This window comes from Labrys sp. HAY1-8F (assembly GCF_056754975.1).
This window is the reverse complement of the sequence record NZ_JBPGWZ010000001.1, coordinates 359,242-379,177: the sequence shown is the minus strand read 5'-3', so window position 1 is coordinate 379,177 and position 19,936 is coordinate 359,242. Positions and strand designations below refer to the sequence as shown.

Genomic DNA, 19,936 nt, shown 5'->3' with positions numbered 1-19,936 from the left:
CAGGAAGGGTCCTGGTTTGATCATCCTCGGCCTCAACGCCTACCACGCCGATGCAGCCGCCTGCCTTCTCAAGGACGGGCAGATCATCGCGGCCGCCGAGGAAGAGCGCTTTCGCCGCATCAAACACTGGGCGGGGTTTCCCAGCCAGGCCGTCGCCTATTGCCTTCAGGAAGCAGGCATCGGGCTTGGAGACGTCGACCATGTCGCCGTCAACAGCGACCCGACGGTGCATCGCCTGGAGCGCCTGGCCCATCTGGCACGCCACAGGCCTGATCTTGCCCTTGTCGTCGACCGGTTCCGCAACAGGCGCAAGCGCCTCTCCATCGTCGATGAACTGGCCGCCGCCTTTCCGGGGCGGCGCTTCAAGGGCGTTGTGCATCGGATCGAGCACCATCTGGCCCATCTGGCATCGGCTTTCTTCGCCTCCCCCTTCGAGGAAGCAGCCGTCCTCTCCCTCGATGGCTTCGGCGATTTCTCCTCTGCCGCCTGGGGAAGCGGGCGTGGCAGCGAGATCGCTATCGAAAAACGGGTCCTGTTTCCCCATTCCATCGGCCTGTTCTATCAGACGCTCACCCAATATCTCGGCTTTCCGCATTATGGCGATGAGTACAAGGTCATGGGCCTGGCGTCCTATGGCAAGCCGGCCTTCCTCGCAAGGCTGCGCCGCGTTATCAGGCTCCAAGCGGCAGGAACCTTCGCTCTCGACCTCGGCTATTTCCGGCATCACCGCGAGAGGATAGCTTTCGACTGGCAGGACGGAGCCCCGGTCTTCGCCCCGCTCTATTCGGATGCGCTGGAGGACCTGCTCGGCCCGGCGAGAGCGCCGAGCGAGGCATTGACCGAACGCCATCACGACATCGCGTCTTCGGTCCAGGCTTTCTATGAGGAAGTCCTCGATCACATCCTGCAAGCCGTCTGGGACAAATATCGCCTGCCGAACCTCGCCATGGCCGGTGGCTGCGCCCTCAATTCGGTGGCCAATGGCAAGATAAGGCGCACCACCGCCTTCCGTCACCTCTATGTGCAGCCTTCGGCCGGTGATGCCGGTGGGGCCCTGGGTTCCGCCCTCGCCCTCTGGCACAAGCTCGGCGGCCGGCGCATAGCCGCGATGGACCATGCCTATTGGGGACCTGGCTTTGCCTCCGGCGACATCGATCGGCTTGTGATGGCCGAGACGGCCAATCTTGCCGCCCTGGGCTGCGAGATCCGGCATTTTGGCGATGATGCCGAGCTTAACCGGGTAACGGCAGCCGCCATCGCTGCCGGCAATGTGATCGGCTGGTTCGATGGGCGTATGGAATGGGGACCGCGCGCGCTCGGCAGCCGCTCCATCCTGTGCGATCCTCGGCGGGCGGATATCAAGCAGCTTCTCAACCACAAGATCAAACGGCGCGAGTCGTTCCGCCCCTTCGCGCCTTCCATCCTCGCCGAACACGCCGCCGATTGGTTCGAAGGTATCGACGAGGTGCCGTTCATGACCGAGGTTCTTCCGGTCAGGCCCAACAAGTACGCCCTTGTGCCTGCGATCACCCATGTGGATGGCTCCGGGCGCCCTCAGACGGTACGGCAACAGGCCAACCCGGCCTATCACGCCCTGATTTCCGCCTTCTTCGAGCAGACCGGCATTCCGATGGTGCTCAATACCTCCTTCAACGAGAATGAACCCATCGTCTGCACGCCCGGCGAGGCGCTCGACTGCTTCCTGCGGACACGCATGGACATTCTCGTGCTCGGGCGTGTGATGATCCGGCGCCGGGAGGGCACGGCGCCTGCCGCCCTGCCAGATAGCCAGCCCGTCGCCGATGGCCATGTCGCCGGTTCCTGAAACAATCGCGCCCTCGCGCACCGTCTCCTGTCGGGCCGTCTATGGCTGGTGCCTTGTCCTCGTCTGCCTCGAATGGTTTTATTATCGGCTGGGCCAGCAGCCCTTGCGCCAGATCGGCGACCTGCCCAATGTGATCTCCGTCCTGGAATTGATCGAGATCGCGGTGATTGTGCGCCTGATCGGGCACGGGCGGCGCGATGCTCCCTTCCAGGCCGGTGAGACTGCCTTCATCCTCGCGGCGATGGCCGTCTGCGTGCTCGTGCTGCGCCAGATACCTCTCGCGGCCGCGCTGGCGCTCGCCATTCTTGCGGCGTGGCGCTTGCGCAAGCGCCCGTGCTGCCGGGCCTCGGCCTTTGCGCTGCTGGCGTTCATCGCCCAATTCGTGCTCCTCGGCTGGCCCTTCCTCGCCCTTCACAATGTTGTTGGGCTGCTCGATGCCACCATCGTGCGAACAGTGCTCCAGATGGCGGGGCAGGATGTATCGGGCTACGGCACCTATATCCTTCGGCCCGCCGACAATATCGGCTTCGACGTCATGTGGGGCTGCGCCACCTCGACCACACTCGTCCAGAACCTTATGGCCTACGCCATCATTGCCGTCGGCTTCGGGGGGCCACTCCGTCGTTCCGACCGCGCAGCGTTCCTCATCGTCATTGGCGCGACCTTCGCCTTGAACTGGCTGCGCCTGATCCTGATCTGCGCGTCGAAGGAAGGCTATCTGGTCTGGCACGAAGGCACGGGCGCGAGTTTCCTGGCGGCATTCTACGCTGTCCTGATCCTTGTACTCGCTTATTGCCGGACCCGGCCCGGGCAAATGCAGCCCTCCGCATGACTCGCCTGTTCCATCTTCTGGCTGCTGCGCTGGTGGTCTGTTCGCTGACCCTGGCAATCCGTCAGGCCCGTGTTACCCCCCAGCCCGCCCCCGAAGCCCAGATCGCATCGGCTTTCGCAAAAGCCGGCTTTTCGCTCTCAGCCCAACGCAAGACCCTGCTCGGCCCCGAATTCTCCTTCATGCGGCCTGGTTGCACCACGCCGACACGAGCCGTGCTGACGGAGACCATCCACCGCGATGCTACCCAAATCCTCACCGACATGTCAGGCGCCAATGAAGAGCTGATCACCGTCTATGGCGGCGCGGCAGTGCCCAGCCTGCATCTTCGGGACCTCGCCTGGCCATGGCTGCGGCGTAAGCTCGGCGTCATGCTGGGCCTTTCCCGATCGAGCGCCTGGGATTCCATCGGTCTTGCCATCTTTTCGCCCCGCCAGTGTCAGCGCAACAGCTTCGACTGGTCAGCTCTGCTCACCGGACCCTAAGTTCGACCCTGGCCTAAAGCGCGTTTTCGCGAAGCGGGCTTCAGGTCCAGTTGAAATTGTGAGCCGCGTTGCGCGTGTCCTCTTCGTAGCGGTCCTCCCAGACGCGCGTGAGGAATATCACCAGCGAGAATTCCGACATGAACAGAACGAGCGCCATGAAGGCCCAGACGATTGGTGCCGCGAACAGACGCAGCTCGCCGATCTGCGGGTAGTGGCTGAGAGCCAGATTTGCCCCCTCCATCACGAAGCCGATCTGCAGGCTGATGCCGATGATGATGACCAATAGGGAGACCGGTTCGCGCCATACCGTCCTCAACGAGGTCCGGATCGGCCGACGCTCGTCGAGGGATGCCGCTGGTCCCACCAATGCCAGGCCAGCCGTCGCCATGAAGCCGAGGGCATAGGACAGCAGGATGGCCCCGCGCAGGAGCTGCTCATGCGGAACAGGCGAAGTCGGCAAGGGCGGATGCTTGAGCAGGCCGATGATGGCCCAGCACAGCAGCACGTAAAAACCCATCCGCCGCGCCCGAGAGCCGGTGGGTATTACGGGGCGCCATTCTTCGTGGATGAGGCCCCGATGCAGGCGTAACGCGATGCGGGCGAGCAGATAGGTCGTCATGGCATGAAAAGCGACGAGCAGCCCGATCTGAACCAGCCCCGAAGGCCATGCCACCAGGAAAGATACCGGTGGCACCAACTCCTGAATGGCGAAAATCAACCAGGCGGCAAAGAACAGCCCCGGCTGGCGTATAATAGTCACGAATGCCTGTCGCCAGCTTTCGGCAAAGATATTGTAGGGCCGCGAGGAGGCAAAGAAGCCGGCGATGCCGATACCCACCAGGATCACGAAAATGACCAGTGAAACCTCGATGGGCAGAGGAGGCATATGGGTTGCCCTAACGCAAGGCGCCGAAATGGAGCGCGGCTATCGGAATGAGATTACGCATCGGAATGACAATCCACAACCCGACTCTTGTTGGTTGAACGGGAACCGCGACGCGTATTGAAGGTCAATTGAACCTTCTTACGGCTAACCTCTCGACGCAGTCGTGACGAGGATTACGAGCTGCGCGTCGATAACAGGCCCTTGAGCCACCTCACCCCGTCTCTCATTTGCCTGCGTCCCAGCATCAGGGCCAGGAGGGCTACCACCAAATAGGAAATCGTGCTCGTACCCGGTACGGGACCAGGGATCTGCACCAGGGATACGTCGTCCAGACGCAAAGGCGATGTCAACAAGCCCGGCAAGTTCGTGAAGATCAGATTTGTTACACCAGCCGGCAAACTGACGGTAAGTGTATAAAGATTATAGCCGCCCAAACCAATGACCGTAATGCCATAGGTTAAATTGTAAGTCGTTCCCCCTATCTGGACACTGAAATTCAAAGTCCCAAGAGAAAGAGACAATTGCGGCGCCAGATAGAAGCTCAATTGATAAGTACCGGCGGTAGGAATATTGATGGATTGCGAAATCGTTCCGCCGCCGGTGGCAATCGTGCCATAGAAACTCCCGCTATGCGCGGGTGGGTTGAGAAATATTGTGCCTTCCTGCGTACGGGTAGACCCTCCAGCGTATGTCCACCCCGTCGTCGTCTCGAAGCCGCCATTCGTAATGAGCTGGGCGCGGGCCTGTGCAAGCAGGATTGGCGAAACAATCAGGGCGAACGCCAGAAGCAACGGCCCCCATGCCTTGAGCAGAAATTTCATGCCACTCTCCCGGCGCCAGTCCCCACGTCAGGCCAGATGGTAGGTTAAACCAAGCCCGACCAATCAACAATCGCATTGAAATCGCGGCCCATCCCAGGAGACGATCTCAAGACCTCATTGGGCGGGGCTGAGGCTACGTAGCACCCTGTGTTCGTCCGATCTCAGCAGATCCTCGAAATAGGCGATCGTCCTGGCCAGGCCCTCGCGAAGGCCGACAGAAGGAGCCCAGTCCAGAAGCGCGCGCGCCTTGGCAATATCGGGCTGGCGCTGGCGCGGATCGTCCGCCGGCAAAGGCCGAAAGTTGAGCCGGGACGCCGAACCCGTCAGCTCGATGATGAGTTCGGCGAGTTCCCGGACGGTCATCTCCACGGGATTGCCGATATTGACCGGTCCGTGAATATCAGCCGGCGTCGCCATCATGCGAATGAGCGCTTCGATCAGGTCGTCGACATAGCAGAACGATCGCGTCTGCCCGCCATCGCCATAGATGGTAATATCCTGGTTGCACAGGGCCTGGACGATGAAGTTCGACACCACCCGCCCGTCATCGGGCTGCATACGCGGACCATAGGTGTTGAAGATCCTTACGACCTTGGCCGGGACGTCGTATTGTCGAATATAATCGAAGAACAAGGTCTCGGCGCAGCGCTTGCCCTCGTCATAGCAGGAACGCGCCCCGATCGGATTGACGTTCCCCCAATAATCTTCCGCTTGGGGATGGATGTGCGGATCGCCATAGACTTCGGAGGTGGAGGCCTGCAGGACCTTGATCTTCAGGCGCCGCGCCAAGTCCAGCACATTGATGGCGCCCAGCACATTCGTCTTGGTCGTCTGGACCGGATCGAACTGATAATGCTTCGGCGAAGCCGGGCAGGCCAGATTGTAGATCTCGTCGGTTTCGACATGGAGGGGTGTCGTAATGTCGTGTTGCAACAGCTTGAAAGAAGCCTTGCCGAGAAGTTGATCCACGTTGCGGCGTGAGCCGGTGAAGAAATTATCGACACAAATAACTTCTTTGTTTTCCTTCAACAGGCGCTCGCATAGATGCGAGCCGAGAAAGCCGGCACCGCCTGTCACCAAGACGCTCTTCACAGGCGCATTCCTGTCCGTCTTGTGAGCGTGAAGCCGTGATTCAAGACCTTCATGACCAAGAAAACTATCGATTTTTGCGGAGTCGTCAAATCCCGTGGCAAACCTTGCCTGGTCGCTTGTCGGCGCCGCCCTCCCCTTTTGCTCGCCTGAACACCTCTTGCAATGGCTCAAACGGGGCTGTCATGCCGGGCCAAATGACTTAATAAGCCCCTCGTCGATCATCCTCGTTCAACAACGGCCAAAACAGACGAGCCTGGAGTACAATACGGCGATGGGCGTTCTTCGCGCACAGATCTCCAGGCTGGTGAAGCGGGTGCTGGCCCGGCACGGGCTGCTCCTGATCAGGGCCGGAGCCAAATTCGGTCACGACCCCTGGGCCGACATCCAGCATCTTGCCGAGGCTTGGCGCTATCCCATTGCCACCGTCTTCGATGTCGGGGCCAATGATGGCGAGACGGCGGTCCTCGCCCTCCACAAATTCCCCGACGCGAAAATCGTCAGCTTCGAACCGCATCCGGACACGTTCGGCATCCTGATGCAGCGGCTCGGCAGGCAGGACCGGTTTACCGGCGTCAATACCGCGCTGGGAGTGCAGACCGGCACCGTCGACATGTTCGAATACCCCTCTTCGAAGATCAACAGTCTCAGCGACCGCGCGCAATATGCGCTGCGCTATCCGCAAGACGCCAAGCGGATCAGCGTGCGATCGACGACTCTCGACACCTACTGCGAGCACAATGGCTTTGGGACGGTCGATATCCTCAAGCTCGACACCGAAGGTTTCGACCACACGGTTCTCGAGGGCGGCGGAGCCATGCTGGAACGGCAGGCCATCAAATTCATCTATGTGGAGTTCAACGACCTGCAGCCCAAGGAGAATGCGGTGGGGGGCGATCTGATCTCCATCGATTCGCTTCTGCGGCCGCATGGCTACCGCTTCATTGCGTCCTACAACGACTATATCGTCACCGAAGGCGAGATGTTCTGCGTCTCCAACGCGCTTTTCGCTCTTCCTCCGGTCGCGTGACTTTCGCCGAAAATCGGCGCGTGACCGTCATCAGAACCGGATGACTGTCGATAGCGGCTCGTCCGGTCTCCGACGTATTTTCGAGCTTCGAAGGCAGCCACTACGCCAGAACCAAATATGCGAGGCGGTCGCGCTACGCCACACAAGCGAGCGGCTCTGAGGCAACCGATCCCGCCGCGGGCAGTTGCCACTTCCGCTCGGGCCATGCTAGTCCTGCCCTGAGGGGATACGGCATCTTTCACCGTACTGGATAGCGCAATGCACCAGAGTCGTGGCCTTCTGCTTACAATTACTTGGATTGTTTTTGCGATAATCGGCCTGGCTCTCGGCGGCGGAGGGATCTGGCTGCTGATCCTGGGTGGGTCCCCTTATTATGTCGTCGCCGGGCTGTTGATGCTGGTGACAGCCTTCCTGCTCGCCAGGCGGCACTCTTCGGCCCTCGTCGTCTATGCCCTTCTCTTGCTGGGCACGCTCATCTGGGCGGTGTGGGAATCCGGCTTCGATTTCTGGCTGCTGGCGCCAAGGGGCGATATTTTCGCGCCGCTTGGCCTGTGGCTGCTCCTGCCCTTCGTCTCGCGCCCCTTGCGCTCACCCGCAACAGACAGGGTGAGCCTGGCGGCCCGCGTGCCCCTCATCGTCGCGCTTCTGGCCTGTGCCGGCGTTCTCGGCTATTCGCTCACGCAGGACCCCCAGAGCTTTGCAGGCAACCTGCCGCCGGCCGCTTCGCCAGCCCCCGTCGCCGCCGATGCCGCAAGCCTGCCCGACGGCGACTGGCCGGCCTATGGCCGGACCCAGTTCGGCAACCGTTATTCGCCACTCACCCAGATCACGCCGCAGAACGTCTCGCAGTTGAAAGTCGCGTGGACCTTTCGCACCGGCGATCTCAAGGGCCCGAACGATCCAGGCGAACTGACCAACCAGGTCACGCCGATCAAGATCAAGGACACGCTCTATCTGTGTTCGCCCCATCAGATCCTGTTTGCGCTCGATGCAACCACGGGCAAGCAGAAATGGAAGTTCGATCCCAAGATCGCCTACGACAAGACCTATCAGCACATGACCTGCCGCGGCGTCTCCTATCTCGAGACCAAGGCCGACGCCCGCACTTCCGACGGCAATCCGCCACCGGCGGAATGTCCGACACGCATCTTCCTGCCGACCAATGACGGAAGGCTGTTCGCGGTCGACGCCCAGACGGGCGCGCCCTGCGCACAATTCGGCAAGAACGGCGCGATCGACCTGATGGAAGGCATGGGCGTCACCCAGCGCGGCTTCTATTACGTGACCTCCCCGCCCGTGGTGACCGACAAGATCGTGATGGTCACCGGTTCGGTGATCGACAATTATTCGGCCACTGTGCCCTCAGGCGTGTTCCGGGGCTTCGACGTCTATACCGGCAAGCTGGTCTGGGCTTTCGACGCAGGCAATGACGATCCCAACCAGATGCCGTCGGCGACGCATAAATTCATCGACGCCTCTCCCAATTCCTGGATCGTGTCGTCCTACGACCCCAAGCTGAACCTGGTCTATATCCCGACCGGCGTGCAGACCCCCGATATCTGGGGCGGCAACCGCACGCCGGCGAGCGAGCGCTACGCTTCGTCCATCGTGGCCCTCAACGCCGATACGGGCAAGCTCGCCTGGTCCTACCAGACCGTCCATCACGATTTGTGGGACATGGACGTCCCCTCCCAGCCGAGCATCGTCGACCTCGCCAGGCCTGATGGCAACGTGGTGCCGGCCCTCTATGTCCCAACCAAGACGGGCAATATCTTCGTACTCGACAGGCGTGACGGCAAGCCGATCGTGCCGGTCGAGGAGCGGCCCGTACCGCAGCGTGCGGCGCCGGGTGACCGGGTATCGCCGACGCAGCCCTTCTCCGCACTGACCTTCCGCCCCGAACGGAAGCTGACCGATGCGGATATGTGGGGTGCTACCATGTTCGACCAGCTTGCCTGCCGGATCATGTTCAAGCGCCTGCGCTATGAAGGAACCTTCACGCCGCCTTCGCTGCAGGGAACGCTGGTCTTTCCGGGCAATCTCGGTGTGTTCGAATGGGGCGGCATCGCCGTCGATCCGGTGCGCCAGGTCGCGATCGCCAACCCGATCTACCTGCCTTTCGTATCCAAGCTGATCCCGCGGGGGCCGAACAACCCGGCAACCCCCGATGCCAGCCTGCCTTCAGGCACCGAGCAGGGCGTGCAGCCCCAGTTTGGGGTTCCCTTCGGCGTGACCATCAATCCGCTGCTGTCACCGGTCGGCTTTCCCTGCAAGCAACCCTCCTGGGGCTTCATCGCCGGTATCGACCTGAAGACCAACAAGATCATCTGGATGCACCGCAATGGCACCATTCGGGACGTATCGCCGATCCCCCTGCCCTTGAAGATCGGCATGCCGGGCCTTGGCGGTCCCATCGTCACGGCCGGCGGCGTGGCCTTCATGACCTATACGATGGACAATTTCATCCGCGCCTATGACGTGACCACCGGCAACCAGCTATGGGAGGATCATTTGCCCGCCGGCGGACAGTCCACGCCGATGAGCTATGAGATCGGCGGCAAGCAATATGTCGTCACCATGGCCGGCGGCCATGGTTCGTTCGGCACCACGATGGGGGATTATCTGATCGCCTACAGCCTGCCGTAATGTCGATTGAAGGCTGATATTACCCAGCAGCCGATCCGACATCCCGACTTTGTTTCACGCCGGAGCAGGCTGGCCCAGGGCTGAGAGCTTTGCAAAAAAGCCTGCGGATTCCTCCAGCATGTCCGCATAATAGGCGGCATAATCGCGATAGAAGGCCGTGTTCGCGCCGTCGGCGCGGATGGGCTCGCCCACTGTCTTCACGAAGCCACGCGCCGTCGCCGCGATGTCGTCGAACAGGCCCACCGCCTTGCCGGCAACGATGGCGCTACCGAGCGTGCCGAACTCGTCACGGTCGAGCCTGCCATAGCTGAGCCCCAATATGTCGGCCTTGATCTGGCGGAAGGTCTGGCTGCGGGCCCCGCCACCGATGCCGGTGATTTGGGTTGGCACGAGATCGGGCGCGAGCGTCTTCACCGAGCGCAGATAGAGAAGATATTCATAGCCGATGGCCTCCATGACGGCCCGGACCATGTGGGATTTCTCGTGGCGCCAGGTCAGGCCGATAAAGGCACCGCGCATGTCGGTATTGTTGGGCGTGTTGCGCCCGCCCAGATGCGGCAGGAAGATCAGCTTGTCCGCGCCGGGCGGTGCGGCTTCGGCGAGGAGCCCAAGCTCGTCATAGGGATTGCGTCCATCGCTTTCCCAACCGGCCTTCTCGGCATGACAGATCGCATCGCGGAACCAGCGCAGGTTGAGACCGCCGCCGGCGACATAGGCCATGGCGTAGTAGAGGCCCGGCACCACATGCGGGCAGGTCATCAGGGCCTGATAGGTGGTATCGGTGGCGAAGGTGTCGAGCACGATCGAGAAGACCGAAGCCGTGCCGGCGGCGTCATAGATCATACCGGGCTCGACAATACCGCCTCCCAGGACATTGGCTGCCTGGTCGCCGCAACCCGCGGCAATTGGCGTTCCCTGTCGGAGACCGGTCGCCTCTGCGGCCGCGTGCGTCAGCCTGCCGACAACGTCCCAGGGTTCGACGATGCGCGGGAGCTTGGTGGTATCGAGACCAAAATCCGCAAGCAGCCCTTCGTTCCAACGACAATTGGCCGTATCGGCAAAGGCCGAGAAGTTGAGATAGGTCCGGTCGATGAAGGCGTCATCGCCCTTGAGCCCTGCCAGGCGACCGGCAACATAGGCTGCCGGCTGGACGAAGGCGCGGACGCGCGACCAGATCTCGGGAAATTCTTGTTTCCAGTAAAGGATCTTGGGCCCGTGATTATAGGATGGCGCGCAGCCGGAGGCCCGCAGGATCTCCATGCCACGCTCCTTCAACCGAGGCAGATAGCCGGCACAGCGATTATCGAGCCAGGAATCGTAGTGCGTGGGGGCATTCCAGTCGGCATCGATCGTGCAGACGCCTCCCATCTGGCCGTCGAGGGCGATCGCCACGACATCCGAAGGGTTCACGCCGCCCGTTTCTATCGCCGCGCGAATGGTGCGATGGACCGAGCCTTCGATATCGTCGGGGCGTTGCTCGACCCAGCCGGGTCTGGGATAGATCAACACTGATTCCTCGAAAGCCGAGCCCAACAGCTTCCCTGTTTCGTCATAGATGCCGGTCTTGGTGCCGGTCGTGCCGATATCGATGCCGATCACGGCCTTTGCCATGGCGTCTCTCCCTGATTTTGCGCCGGCAGGTTCGGCCCGCCATGTTTCGTATCTCTAGCCCGTTACGGGCCGGCGTATGGTCGCGTTCGATCAACCGCGCAAAGCGTGGGCCGCAGCGCCGTTGAGAAGGCGTCGTTCGTCTTCCAGTGACCAGCGGACCGGCTGACCCTCCTGACGCAGGTCACCCACCGGCGTCACCGGCAGGTCGAGCAGGGCGGGATAGATGGCGATCTTGCCCGAGACCTTGCCCGCATTGACCGCTTCGAGTGCATCCGGCAGGGCGCCAAGCCCCGCCACTGCTTCCAGATTGCCCGAGAGTTCGAGCGAGCCTTCGACCACGCGATCGAGAACGGCAAGCTGGTCGGCGACCGTGCACCCGGTGGAACCGGTGATGCGCGCATTGACGCTGGAGGCCAGACCGAGTGGCAAGGCGCAAGGCTGGCCGAAGGGCATGCCGGCGAACAGCACGAGCATGCCGTCGGGCCGCATCAGCCTTGCGCCCCGCTCGATCACCGCGACCTCCGGCGCAACCACCACCACATCGTCACAGCCTTCAGGCGCCAGCCGGGCGACGCAGGCCTCGACCTCGCCGTCCTCGATCACCACCAGCGTCTTGCCATGCTGGCGGGCAAGCGGTGCGAAGTCATCCTCCAACGCCTTGAGGCGAGCGCCCTTGCGCGAGGTGGCGATGATCGTCGCCGGCCCATCCTTCAGCTCCAAGGCACGATGGGTGTGGATGCGGCCCATGGCGCCGCCCGCCCCCAGCACCAGGGCAGTACCGCCTGCGCGCAGTTCGAAGCGCGTGCGAGCGGGCACAAAGGCTTCGGATAGCGAGGGGCCGGGCGCGCCGAGAAAGGAGAGTTCGTGATAATGAATGCGTGCGGCATCGAGGATGACGCTCTCGCGCCCCAACCCTGCTCCGATCAGGACCATCAGGCCGCCCTTGGCAAGGCAGCCCGCCAGCCGGGCCGTCGCCTCCGCATCGATCGGGCCCGCGAGGATGATATCGTCATAGCTCGCCTGCCCGGCCTCCGAGGCCGCGAAGGCCTCCAGGCTGGCATGGCACACCACCGTCGCCGCGCCGCCCACCCAGGCACGCGCGGCCCCGCCGGCTCCGACCAGGACAATCTCGCCATCCGGCGCCGGCAGATCGAAGCGCGTCCCCGGCACGGTCTCCACCACCAATAGGCGGCCGCCCGGTTTCAGGCCTGTGCGGCAATTGGGGCGATAGGCAGCTTCCACACAGGCATAGGGCTCCAGCATGGCGATGGTCGCGGCGCTGATATCGGCGGGCACCGGAAAGACATAAGGCCCCTCGCCTGCCAGTACGCGCGCGTCGAGGCGGATAAATTCGGCGAAGGCACCCGGAAGATCCATGCCGACGGTGCGGCGCCTGCCCTCGACCATGATGGCCGGCTGCAGGCCCAGCCGGTCGCCGGGCCGGAACCGATCGCGCCAATTGGCCCCAGCGTCGACGATCGTCAGAGCCATCTCGTGCCCGAGCACGGCAGGGCTGTCGGCAAGGTCGCGATCGGCAAACAGGGGATGGGCCTTGCCCATGCGGATGATCTTGATGTCCGAAGAGCAGATGCAGACGGCGTCGATGCGGGCGACCACCTCGTCCGGCCCGGCCGGTGCCTGCGGTTCATCGACATAGCGCCCGCCCATGCCGATATCGCGGATGGCGCCACCGGCAAAGGGCCAGCTCCGGTTGAGGGCTGGCAGGCCGGAGAGCACGGCATTCTGGGAAAGGGCAGTACGGCGCATGGGATACTCGCTTATTTCAATCGGCTTCTGGCGATGACGCCATCGGTGTAATCGAGGCGCTCCAGGGCCTTGTCGTGATCCTGGAGGGCCACCAGCGCATAGAGCGCATCCATGGCGGTGAGCTGCGCCATCTTGGAGACCATCGATTCATACATGCCTTCGCCGCCCGTCGGTTCGGGTGCGGCGCCTGGCAGGGTCAGCACGGCGTCCGCATGCTTGGCGAGGGGCGAGCCGCCGGCGGATGTGATGGCGATGGTAGGCATGCCCAGGGCCTTCGCCTCGCGTAGCGCCTCGACCGTACTTTTGGTGCGGCCACTGTCGCTGATGCCGATGGCGACGGCGCGCCCGGCCAGGCCCGCCACCGAGAACATCTGGATATTGGCATCGCGGTTGAAGATGCAGGCCTTGCCGATGCGCAGGAAACGCATGACGCCATTTTCGGCGGCAAGGAGCGAGGATCCGACCGCGAAGAACACGATGGTGTGGTGCTCTGAAACCAGGAGCGCCGCCTTCCACAATTCGGTGGGATCCAGCGTCATCGTGGCGCCGGTGATGATCTCGGCCTGGCGACGGGACACCTTGGCGATGATCGCCGCAGCATCGTCCCCTGGCGCGATGCCTTCATAAACCTCGTGCTCGGCCGCCCTGCCCCGGGCCGCTTTGCGCGTCAGCCCTTCGGCCAGCATGATGCGGAACTCTTGATAGGAGTCGGCGCCGACCAGGCGCACGAAACGGCTGACGGAGGACTGGGAGACGCCGGCTTCTTCAGCCAACTCCTTGATGCTCATGGCCTTGGCATCGGCCGTCCTGTCGAGCACGAAATCAGCGATGCGCCTCAGGGTTGGATTGAGCCCGCCACGCAGAGCGTTGATGCGTCGCGTAATCTCCGTTTGCGGTCCCTGCACAGGTCACTCCCAAAACCGTTCGTCGGGCGCTCTGCTTAGCATCATTCGGAGCCCTCGCCTCTGAAAGTAACTTTCTTTCTCTGTATCTTGCAAGGAAATTTCCTTCTAGACACCCAGGTCCGCCGATGCTAGCGTTTCAGCCCATCGAACTTCCCCGCAAAGTGGGAAGCGGCAAGAAATTATGAGGGAGAAAGCTCGTGAAAAGACTATATTCCTGCCTGGCTGCGGCAGCCTTTGCCTTGTCGGCCGCCACTTTCAGTGGCCAGAGCGCGGCTCAGGAGCATAAGAGGACGTACTACTACGCCTCCCAGTTGCAGGGTCACCCCTATCTTCTCGATTCTCTACTTGGCATGGACTATGCCGCCAAGAAATTCGGCGTGAACATCGTCACGCTCGGTCCGCAGAGCTGGGATCCTGTGGCCCATGCGGAAGCTGTGGAGCAGGCCATCGCCAAGAAACCGGACGGCATCGTAACCACGCTGTGGGAGCCCGGCGCCGTCCCGGCGATCAAGCGCGCCATGAGCCAGGGCATCCCGGTGGTGGTGATCGAGGCCGTAACGCCCGACAGCGGCGCGCTGACCTTCGTTGGCCTCGACAATTACGAAGCAGGCGTCGACACCGCCAAGGAGCTGATCAAGCGGGCCGGCAAGACAGGCAAGCTGGTGGTCTCCGGCAATTGGGGCGCCTCCAACACGGACGCCAAGTTCAAGGGCCTGATGGACTACCTCAAGGCCAATTCGCAATGGGAGCTGCTCGGCCGGGTCGACGACAAGGCGACCACCGAGACGGCGATCGACGCCGCCAAGACCATGTTCAACACCTATAAGGACATGACAGCCGTCATCGGGCTCGATTCCTCGTCCGGAACCGGCATCTGCCTGGCGGCCGAAGAGCTCGACAAGGACATCAAGCCGCTCACCGTCATCGTGCATGACCGCGAGGCGCCCGTCCTTGAATGCGTTCAGAGCGGCGACATCGATGCCACGATCGTCAACAAGACGGCGTTGCAGGCCTACATGGCGATCCAATTACTCGAAGCCTACAACGACGAGAAGGTCGGCCTCGCCACCGTGCCCATCTCCAGCGACAACAAGGCAGCCGGCGTCATCCCCTTCCCGCAATATATCTACATGGGAACGCAGGTGATCGATAAGGACAACATCCAATACTTCCTGGCTGCCAACATGCCGAAGTTCAAATAGGGCAACGTCTGGCGGGTTCCCGTTCCATCATCCACGGAACCCGCTCCACCAGGCGAAAGCTCCCTGCCCTTCGCCCGCCCGCTTCTTCGCGAAGACCGCTTCGGATCATCAAGTCAGGAATACCAGCCATGGCGGACATCGTCCTCTCGCTGAAGGATGTCACCAAGTCGTTCGGTGCGGTGAAGGCGCTCGGCGGCATCAGCTTTTCCGTGCGACGCGGCGAGATCCACACCCTGCTTGGCGAAAACGGGGCCGGCAAGAGCACCACGCTCAAGATCATCAAGGGGGACGTCACCCCCAGCACCGGCACGGTGGTGATCGATGGCGAGACCGTCACCGAGTTCCTGCCCTCGAATGCCGCCAGATACGGCATTGCCATGGTGCACCAGGAACTCGCCGTCTTCGAGAACATGACGGTGGCCGAGAATGTCTTCGTCGACAGTCCGCCGCTGCGCGGCGGGCTCGTGGACGTCACGGAGATGAACCGGCGCACGGCTGAACTCCTGGCGATGTTCGAACTCGACATCGACCCGCGCACCCGCGTGCTGGAACTCACCCCCAGCCAGCGCCAGATCATCGAGATCCTGAGGGCCGTGAACGTCGAGCGCAAGATCGTCATCCTCGACGAGCCGACCTCCGGCCTCAATGCACATGATTCAGGCATCCTCCTGAACCTGCTCGCCAGGCTCCGGGCCAAGGGGCAGACGATCCTGTTCGTCTCCCACCGCCTCGGCGACGTCATGCGCATCTCGGACCGCGTCACTGTCCTGCGTGACGGCATGGTGGTGGAGACGCTCGTCAACCAGGGGCTGCAGGAAAGCGACCTCGTCAGCCGCATGGTGGGGCGCAAGCTGGCGGAAGTCCATCACCGCGACCGCCCGGCCAAGGCGAGCCAGGAGCCGGTCGTCTTCAAGGTCGAGGGCGCAATACGGCAGGACGGTTTCGAGGACGTCTCGCTGTCGCTGCGCCGCGGCGAGATCGTCGGCGTCTACGGTCTTGAAGGCTCCGGTACGGCCGAGCTTTCACGCTCCCTCTTCGGCCTCGATCCGCTCGAAGGCGGGCAGATGGAAATCTCGGGCAAGGCGATTGCCTCGCCCGAACCGCGCCGCATGATGGCGGCAGGCGTGTCCTATCTCAACGCCAACCGCAAGGATGCGGGGCTCTTCATGCAGCGCAGCGTTGCCGACAATGTTTCGGCGCCGGTGCTCCACCGCTTCGCGCGCTTCGGCTTTCTCAGTGAGAAGAGCCTAGTGGCGCAAGCCGCCGAAGCAATCAAGCGCTTCGCCATCCGGGTCGCCGGCACCAATGTGCCGCCGCAGGAACTTTCCGGTGGCAATCAGCAGAAGGTGATGCTGAGCGCCTGCCTTTCCTGCGACCCCACGATCATGATCGTCAACGAGCCCACCCGCGGCGTCGATGTCGGCGCCAAAGTGGACGTGTATCGCGCGCTGACCGGCCTGGCCGACGAGGGGCGCAGCCTGCTGGTGTTCTCGTCCGAGCTACCGGAGATCCTGCTTCTCGCCGACCGCATCCTGGTAATGCGCGCCCGCAAGGTTGCGGGCTGGCTCACAGGCGCGGCGATGACGGAAGAGCAGGTCATGGCCCTGGCTGCCGGGAACAAGTGAGGATCGGGATGAGCCAGCAAGAGACAGCCCCGCTTGCCGCCGCCGCACCCGCGGCCCCTGCCCGGCGCCGCACCCGTCTGGGAACGATACCCCTCCTGGTGATCACCGTTGCGCTCTGCGCCTTTCTGGCCATCACGCGCGAGAACTTCCTGACGGCGAGCAATCTTTATTCGTTGGCCTTCGCCGTCTCGATCGAAGCGCTGGTCGTGCTCGCTTTCACCTATGTCATGGTGCTGCGCGAGATCGATCTTTCCGTCGGGGCTGTCTACGCCCTTTCCGGCGTCCTGTCGGGCTATCTCCTGCTACAGGGCACCCCGTTGCCGCTTGCCATTGCGCTGGCCCTCGGCGCCGCCGTCATTGTCGGCCTGGTCAACGGCTTCCTGGTCGTGCGCTTTCGCATCAATTCGCTGATGCTGACCATCGGCACCATGCTGATCGTGCGCGGCATCGTCGGCGTGATGACCACGACGCTGCGCGGCAACATCTTCCCGCGCGAATTTCGCAGCCTGGCCCGTCAGGCGTTTCTCGGCATCAACCTCACCATCATCGCCATGGCCGTCCTGGTCGTCGCCGCCCTGCTCTTCCAATGGCGCAGCGTGCTGTTCCGGCAGATGTGCTATATCGGCGAAAATCTGCAATCGGCAGCGATCTACGGCATACGCACGGGCCGTATCAAGATGCTTGCCTTCGCGGTGTCGAGCCTGATGGCCGGCATTGCGGGCATCTACACAGCCTCACGCATCACCCATGCCGATTCCAACATGGGCGTCGGGCTCGAATTCAGCATGATCACCGCTGCGGTGCTCGGTGGCGCCAGCCTCTATGGCGGACGCGGCAATGCCGCCGCATCGGTGCTCGGCCTCTTCCTGCTCGCCGTGATCATGAACGGCATGGCGATGTACGACATCGAACCCGTCTTCCAGCAATTCGTCGTGGGAGCCTTGCTGATCGCCACCGTCGCGGTCGACACGCTCCTCAATCGTCATCGCGTCTGAGGGAGACAGTCATGGCTGCCCGTTCCGCCACCCCCAAGACGATGCCCTTCCTGAAGCGCTGGCGACTGGAGCAGGAGGCGATCACGCTGGCCGTGGTCGCCGCGCTCGTGCTGCTGCTGGCGCTGGGCACACCGGCCTTCCTCAACGCCAACAATCTCGACTCCCTGCAGACCAGCATGGCACCGAACATGATCATCGCCATCGGCATGATGGTGCTGTTCATCACTGGCCTGTTCGATCTGTCGGTCGGGGCGGTCATGGGCCTGTCCGGCATCGTCACGGCCTATGCGCTGTCGGCAGGTTACGGCATGGCTGGGGCCATCGTCTGCGGCCTCGCGGTCGGCGCTCTGATCGGCCTTGCCAACGGCGTTCTGGTCGCGGTTTTCAAGATCAACCACCTCATCGCCACGCTCGGCATGATGTACATGGTTCGCGGGCTGGTCGAGGTCGTGCTGATCGGCACCGGCCTCGGCGGTTTCACCGAATTTCCAGCGGCCTTCACCTTGCTCGGCAACGGCCAGGTTTTCGGGATCTACGGCATGTTCATCTTCGCTTTGGCACTGGTGATCGCGGGCGAGTTCATCCTGCGCCGTACCGTGCTCGGGCGCAGGCTCTATTTCCTCGGCGGCAATCCCGAAGCGGCCGGCATGATCGGCATCAACACCACGCGTCTGCGCATTGGCGCCTTTGTCTTCTCCGGCTTCATGGCGTCGCTGGCCGGCGTGCTGGTCACCGCCCGCATCGGCATGGCGAACCGCTATCTCGGCATCGGGCTGGAGATGAACATTATCATCGCGTGCCTCGTGGGCGGCGGCAGCATTGCGGGCGGCAAGGGCTCGTTGATCGGCGCCATGCTGGGCGTCGGCTTCATCAGCCTGATGACGAATGCCTTCAATCTTTTCGAGGTGCCCTCCGAATGGCAAAGCTCGGTGATCGGGCTCGTCCTCGTGATCGTCGTGGTGATCGATGCCGTCATGCTGCTGCGCAAGCAGCGCCTGTCGTGGGCAACCCTATTTGGCCTGCGATCGCTCCACGCCGGGCGATAACCACCATGTCGCCAACATCGTCGATGGCGCGATGGATACATCCGGCGATCGCATATGGGGGCCACAAGCCTCATCGACCGGCTCGGTTCCTGCCGGTTTGCGGCAAGGTCTTCCGCCCTGCATCGACACGCGGGCAAGCCTAGGCAACGGTGAGGACACCCAGGAGCACGAGCAGAAACAGGATCAACGCGATCCCGATCAAGACCCGGGCTCCCGTCGCGGCCGCTCCCGCAAGCGCAGGCATTCCCAGGAGGCTCGCCGCCGCCGCGACGATCAGTAAAATGAGGATCCAGTGGAGCATGATAGCACCCCCTTGACATGGCGCTATCGAACCTCATGAGCGGACTTTTGTTCCCCCCGTGAAGGAAACCGCACTTACTTCCATGGGATGGGGCATCCGTGCATATCGAATAGATTGAGTTCTCCGGCTCCCGGAAGACGGCTCCGACTTGCCTGCATACCTCGGCAGCCACGTCGTTTACGTCCTGGACGCGTCGACCTCGCAAATTCGAAAGTGGAACGATCACCGCCGTGCGAGGTTCTTGCATTGTTGCAACCGGGGATATTGATCATGGCTGATTTGCTTAGAATTCTCGCGGCGGCCGGCATCGCTTTGTCCGTCACAGCCTGCGCGAGCGACAATCCAGGCGATCGCGCCGCTGGCGGAGCGGTCATAGGCGGTGTTGGTGGCGCCGCGGTGGGTGCTGCCGTCTCCAACCGTCATCCCGGACGCGGTGCGCTGATTGGTGGCGCCATCGGTGCCGTGGGAGGTGCCGCCGTGGGCGCCGCGACGACGCCACCCAGTGGCGAGCGCGGATGCGCCCGGGTCGGCTATGACGACTATGGCAACCGCGTGTGCACGGCCTATTACTGATGCAGCGATCCGGAGCTGCCCACAGCTCCGGATCTCGATGCGCGCGGCCCTCTTCGACGGCGCGCTGTGCATTCCCGCCTGACCAAAATCGAAAGGCCTCGATCGCGAGGCACCCTTGGATTCGTGCCGGCAAGCCGCCAGCCCTTGCTGGCGATCACGGTCATGCTTCGACGCCGCCGCCTTGTCTCCGCCTTGTCTTGGAACAGCTCGCGTCCTGCTGACGTTGAAAGGCGCAACATTTTGGGTCGCAGTGCATTGCTTCGACGTTTCCTGGCATTGATTTACAGGCGAGTTACGGCG

General features: G+C 62.7%; 17 protein-coding genes. 10 read left to right on the top strand and 7 right to left on the bottom strand.

From position 1 onward, the window contains the following. The first annotated feature begins 16 nt into the window (after positions 1–16). Genes ACR9ZN_RS01750 through ACR9ZN_RS01740 form a run of 3 tightly spaced genes read left to right on the top strand, consistent with a single transcriptional unit; the run spans position 17 to position 3,139 of the window. Complete coding sequence (locus ACR9ZN_RS01750; protein ID WP_481271167.1) at positions 17–1,825, top strand: carbamoyltransferase family protein; 1,809 nt, start codon at positions 17–19, stop codon at positions 1,823–1,825. After that, positions 1,809–2,657 carry a hypothetical protein gene (locus ACR9ZN_RS01745; protein WP_481271166.1) on the top strand — a complete coding sequence of 283 codons (849 nt, stop codon included), beginning with the start codon at positions 1,809–1,811 and terminating at the stop codon, positions 2,655–2,657. The genes ACR9ZN_RS01750 and ACR9ZN_RS01745 overlap by 17 nt, the downstream gene beginning before the upstream one ends. Next, positions 2,654–3,139, top strand: a complete 486-nt coding sequence (locus ACR9ZN_RS01740) for a hypothetical protein (protein WP_481271165.1) — start codon at positions 2,654–2,656, stop codon at positions 3,137–3,139. The genes ACR9ZN_RS01745 and ACR9ZN_RS01740 overlap by 4 nt, the downstream gene beginning before the upstream one ends. Positions 3,140–3,179: 40 nt before the next feature. Here ACR9ZN_RS01740 and ACR9ZN_RS01735 read toward each other — a convergent pair whose 3' ends face one another. The 3 genes from ACR9ZN_RS01735 to ACR9ZN_RS01725 form a co-directional block, all read right to left on the bottom strand. After that, complete coding sequence (locus ACR9ZN_RS01735; protein WP_481271163.1) at positions 3,180–4,025, bottom strand: hypothetical protein; 846 nt, start codon at positions 4,023–4,025, stop codon at positions 3,180–3,182. Between the two features lie 173 nt (positions 4,026–4,198). Then, positions 4,199–4,846 (bottom strand): carbohydrate binding domain-containing protein, encoded by a 648-nt coding sequence (locus tag ACR9ZN_RS01730; RefSeq protein ID WP_481271162.1) that lies wholly within the window; start codon positions 4,844–4,846, stop codon positions 4,199–4,201. A gap of 114 nt (positions 4,847–4,960) precedes the next feature. After that, on the bottom strand, positions 4,961–5,938 hold the full coding sequence (locus tag ACR9ZN_RS01725) for a UDP-glucuronic acid decarboxylase family protein (protein WP_481271160.1): 978 nt from the start codon (positions 5,936–5,938) through the stop codon (positions 4,961–4,963). 271 nt (positions 5,939–6,209) lie between these two features. Here ACR9ZN_RS01725 and ACR9ZN_RS01720 point away from each other — a divergent pair, with 271 nt between their 5' ends. Both ACR9ZN_RS01720 and ACR9ZN_RS01715 read left to right on the top strand, forming a co-directional pair. Further along, positions 6,210–6,965 (top strand): FkbM family methyltransferase, encoded by a 756-nt coding sequence (locus ACR9ZN_RS01720; protein ID WP_481271159.1) that lies wholly within the window; start codon positions 6,210–6,212, stop codon positions 6,963–6,965. Positions 6,966–7,223: 258 nt separating this feature from the next. Then, positions 7,224–9,611: a glucose/quinate/shikimate family membrane-bound PQQ-dependent dehydrogenase gene (locus tag ACR9ZN_RS01715; protein WP_481271157.1), complete on the top strand. Its 2,388-nt coding sequence runs from the start codon at positions 7,224–7,226 to the stop codon at positions 9,609–9,611. Between the two features lie 54 nt (positions 9,612–9,665). Here ACR9ZN_RS01715 and ACR9ZN_RS01710 read toward each other — a convergent pair whose 3' ends face one another. The 3 genes from ACR9ZN_RS01710 to ACR9ZN_RS01700 all read right to left on the bottom strand — a co-directional run bounded on the left by ACR9ZN_RS01710 (position 9,666) and on the right by ACR9ZN_RS01700 (position 13,894). Beyond that, entirely contained in the window at positions 9,666–11,222 is a 1,557-nt protein-coding gene (locus ACR9ZN_RS01710; RefSeq protein WP_481271156.1) for an FGGY-family carbohydrate kinase, read from the bottom strand. A gap of 90 nt (positions 11,223–11,312) precedes the next feature. After that, positions 11,313–12,989 (bottom strand): alcohol dehydrogenase catalytic domain-containing protein, encoded by a 1,677-nt coding sequence (locus tag ACR9ZN_RS01705; RefSeq protein WP_481271154.1) that lies wholly within the window; start codon positions 12,987–12,989, stop codon positions 11,313–11,315. An 11-nt stretch (positions 12,990–13,000) separates the two neighbouring features. Next, positions 13,001–13,894: a MurR/RpiR family transcriptional regulator gene (locus tag ACR9ZN_RS01700; RefSeq protein ID WP_454818371.1), complete on the bottom strand. Its 894-nt coding sequence runs from the start codon at positions 13,892–13,894 to the stop codon at positions 13,001–13,003. 197 nt (positions 13,895–14,091) lie between these two features. On the opposite strand from ACR9ZN_RS01700, the gene ACR9ZN_RS01695 reads away from it, so the two are divergent. The 4 genes from ACR9ZN_RS01695 (at position 14,092) to ACR9ZN_RS01680 (ending at position 18,762) form a co-directional block, all read left to right on the top strand. After that, on the top strand, positions 14,092–15,096 hold the full coding sequence (locus tag ACR9ZN_RS01695; RefSeq protein ID WP_454818373.1) for a substrate-binding domain-containing protein: 1,005 nt from the start codon (positions 14,092–14,094) through the stop codon (positions 15,094–15,096). A 128-nt stretch (positions 15,097–15,224) separates the two neighbouring features. Further along, the gene (locus ACR9ZN_RS01690) at positions 15,225–16,721 is read left to right on the top strand and encodes a sugar ABC transporter ATP-binding protein (RefSeq protein ID WP_454818375.1); all 1,497 of its coding nucleotides are present in this window, start codon (positions 15,225–15,227) and stop codon (positions 16,719–16,721) included. Between the two features lie 8 nt (positions 16,722–16,729). Beyond that, positions 16,730–17,716 carry an ABC transporter permease gene (locus ACR9ZN_RS01685; protein ID WP_481271151.1) on the top strand — a complete coding sequence of 329 codons (987 nt, stop codon included), beginning with the start codon at positions 16,730–16,732 and terminating at the stop codon, positions 17,714–17,716. 11 nt (positions 17,717–17,727) lie between these two features. After that, entirely contained in the window at positions 17,728–18,762 is a 1,035-nt protein-coding gene (locus ACR9ZN_RS01680; protein ID WP_481271149.1) for an ABC transporter permease, read from the top strand. A gap of 139 nt (positions 18,763–18,901) precedes the next feature. Here the strand turns inward: ACR9ZN_RS01680 and ACR9ZN_RS01675 are convergent, their stop codons facing one another. Continuing rightward, entirely contained in the window at positions 18,902–19,063 is a 162-nt protein-coding gene (locus ACR9ZN_RS01675) for a DUF1328 family protein (RefSeq protein ID WP_149250000.1), read from the bottom strand. A gap of 270 nt (positions 19,064–19,333) precedes the next feature. Here ACR9ZN_RS01675 and ACR9ZN_RS01670 point away from each other — a divergent pair, with 270 nt between their 5' ends. Continuing rightward, complete coding sequence (locus ACR9ZN_RS01670; RefSeq protein WP_434961076.1) at positions 19,334–19,636, top strand: YMGG-like glycine zipper-containing protein; 303 nt, start codon at positions 19,334–19,336, stop codon at positions 19,634–19,636. Positions 19,637–19,936 lie beyond the last annotated feature (300 nt).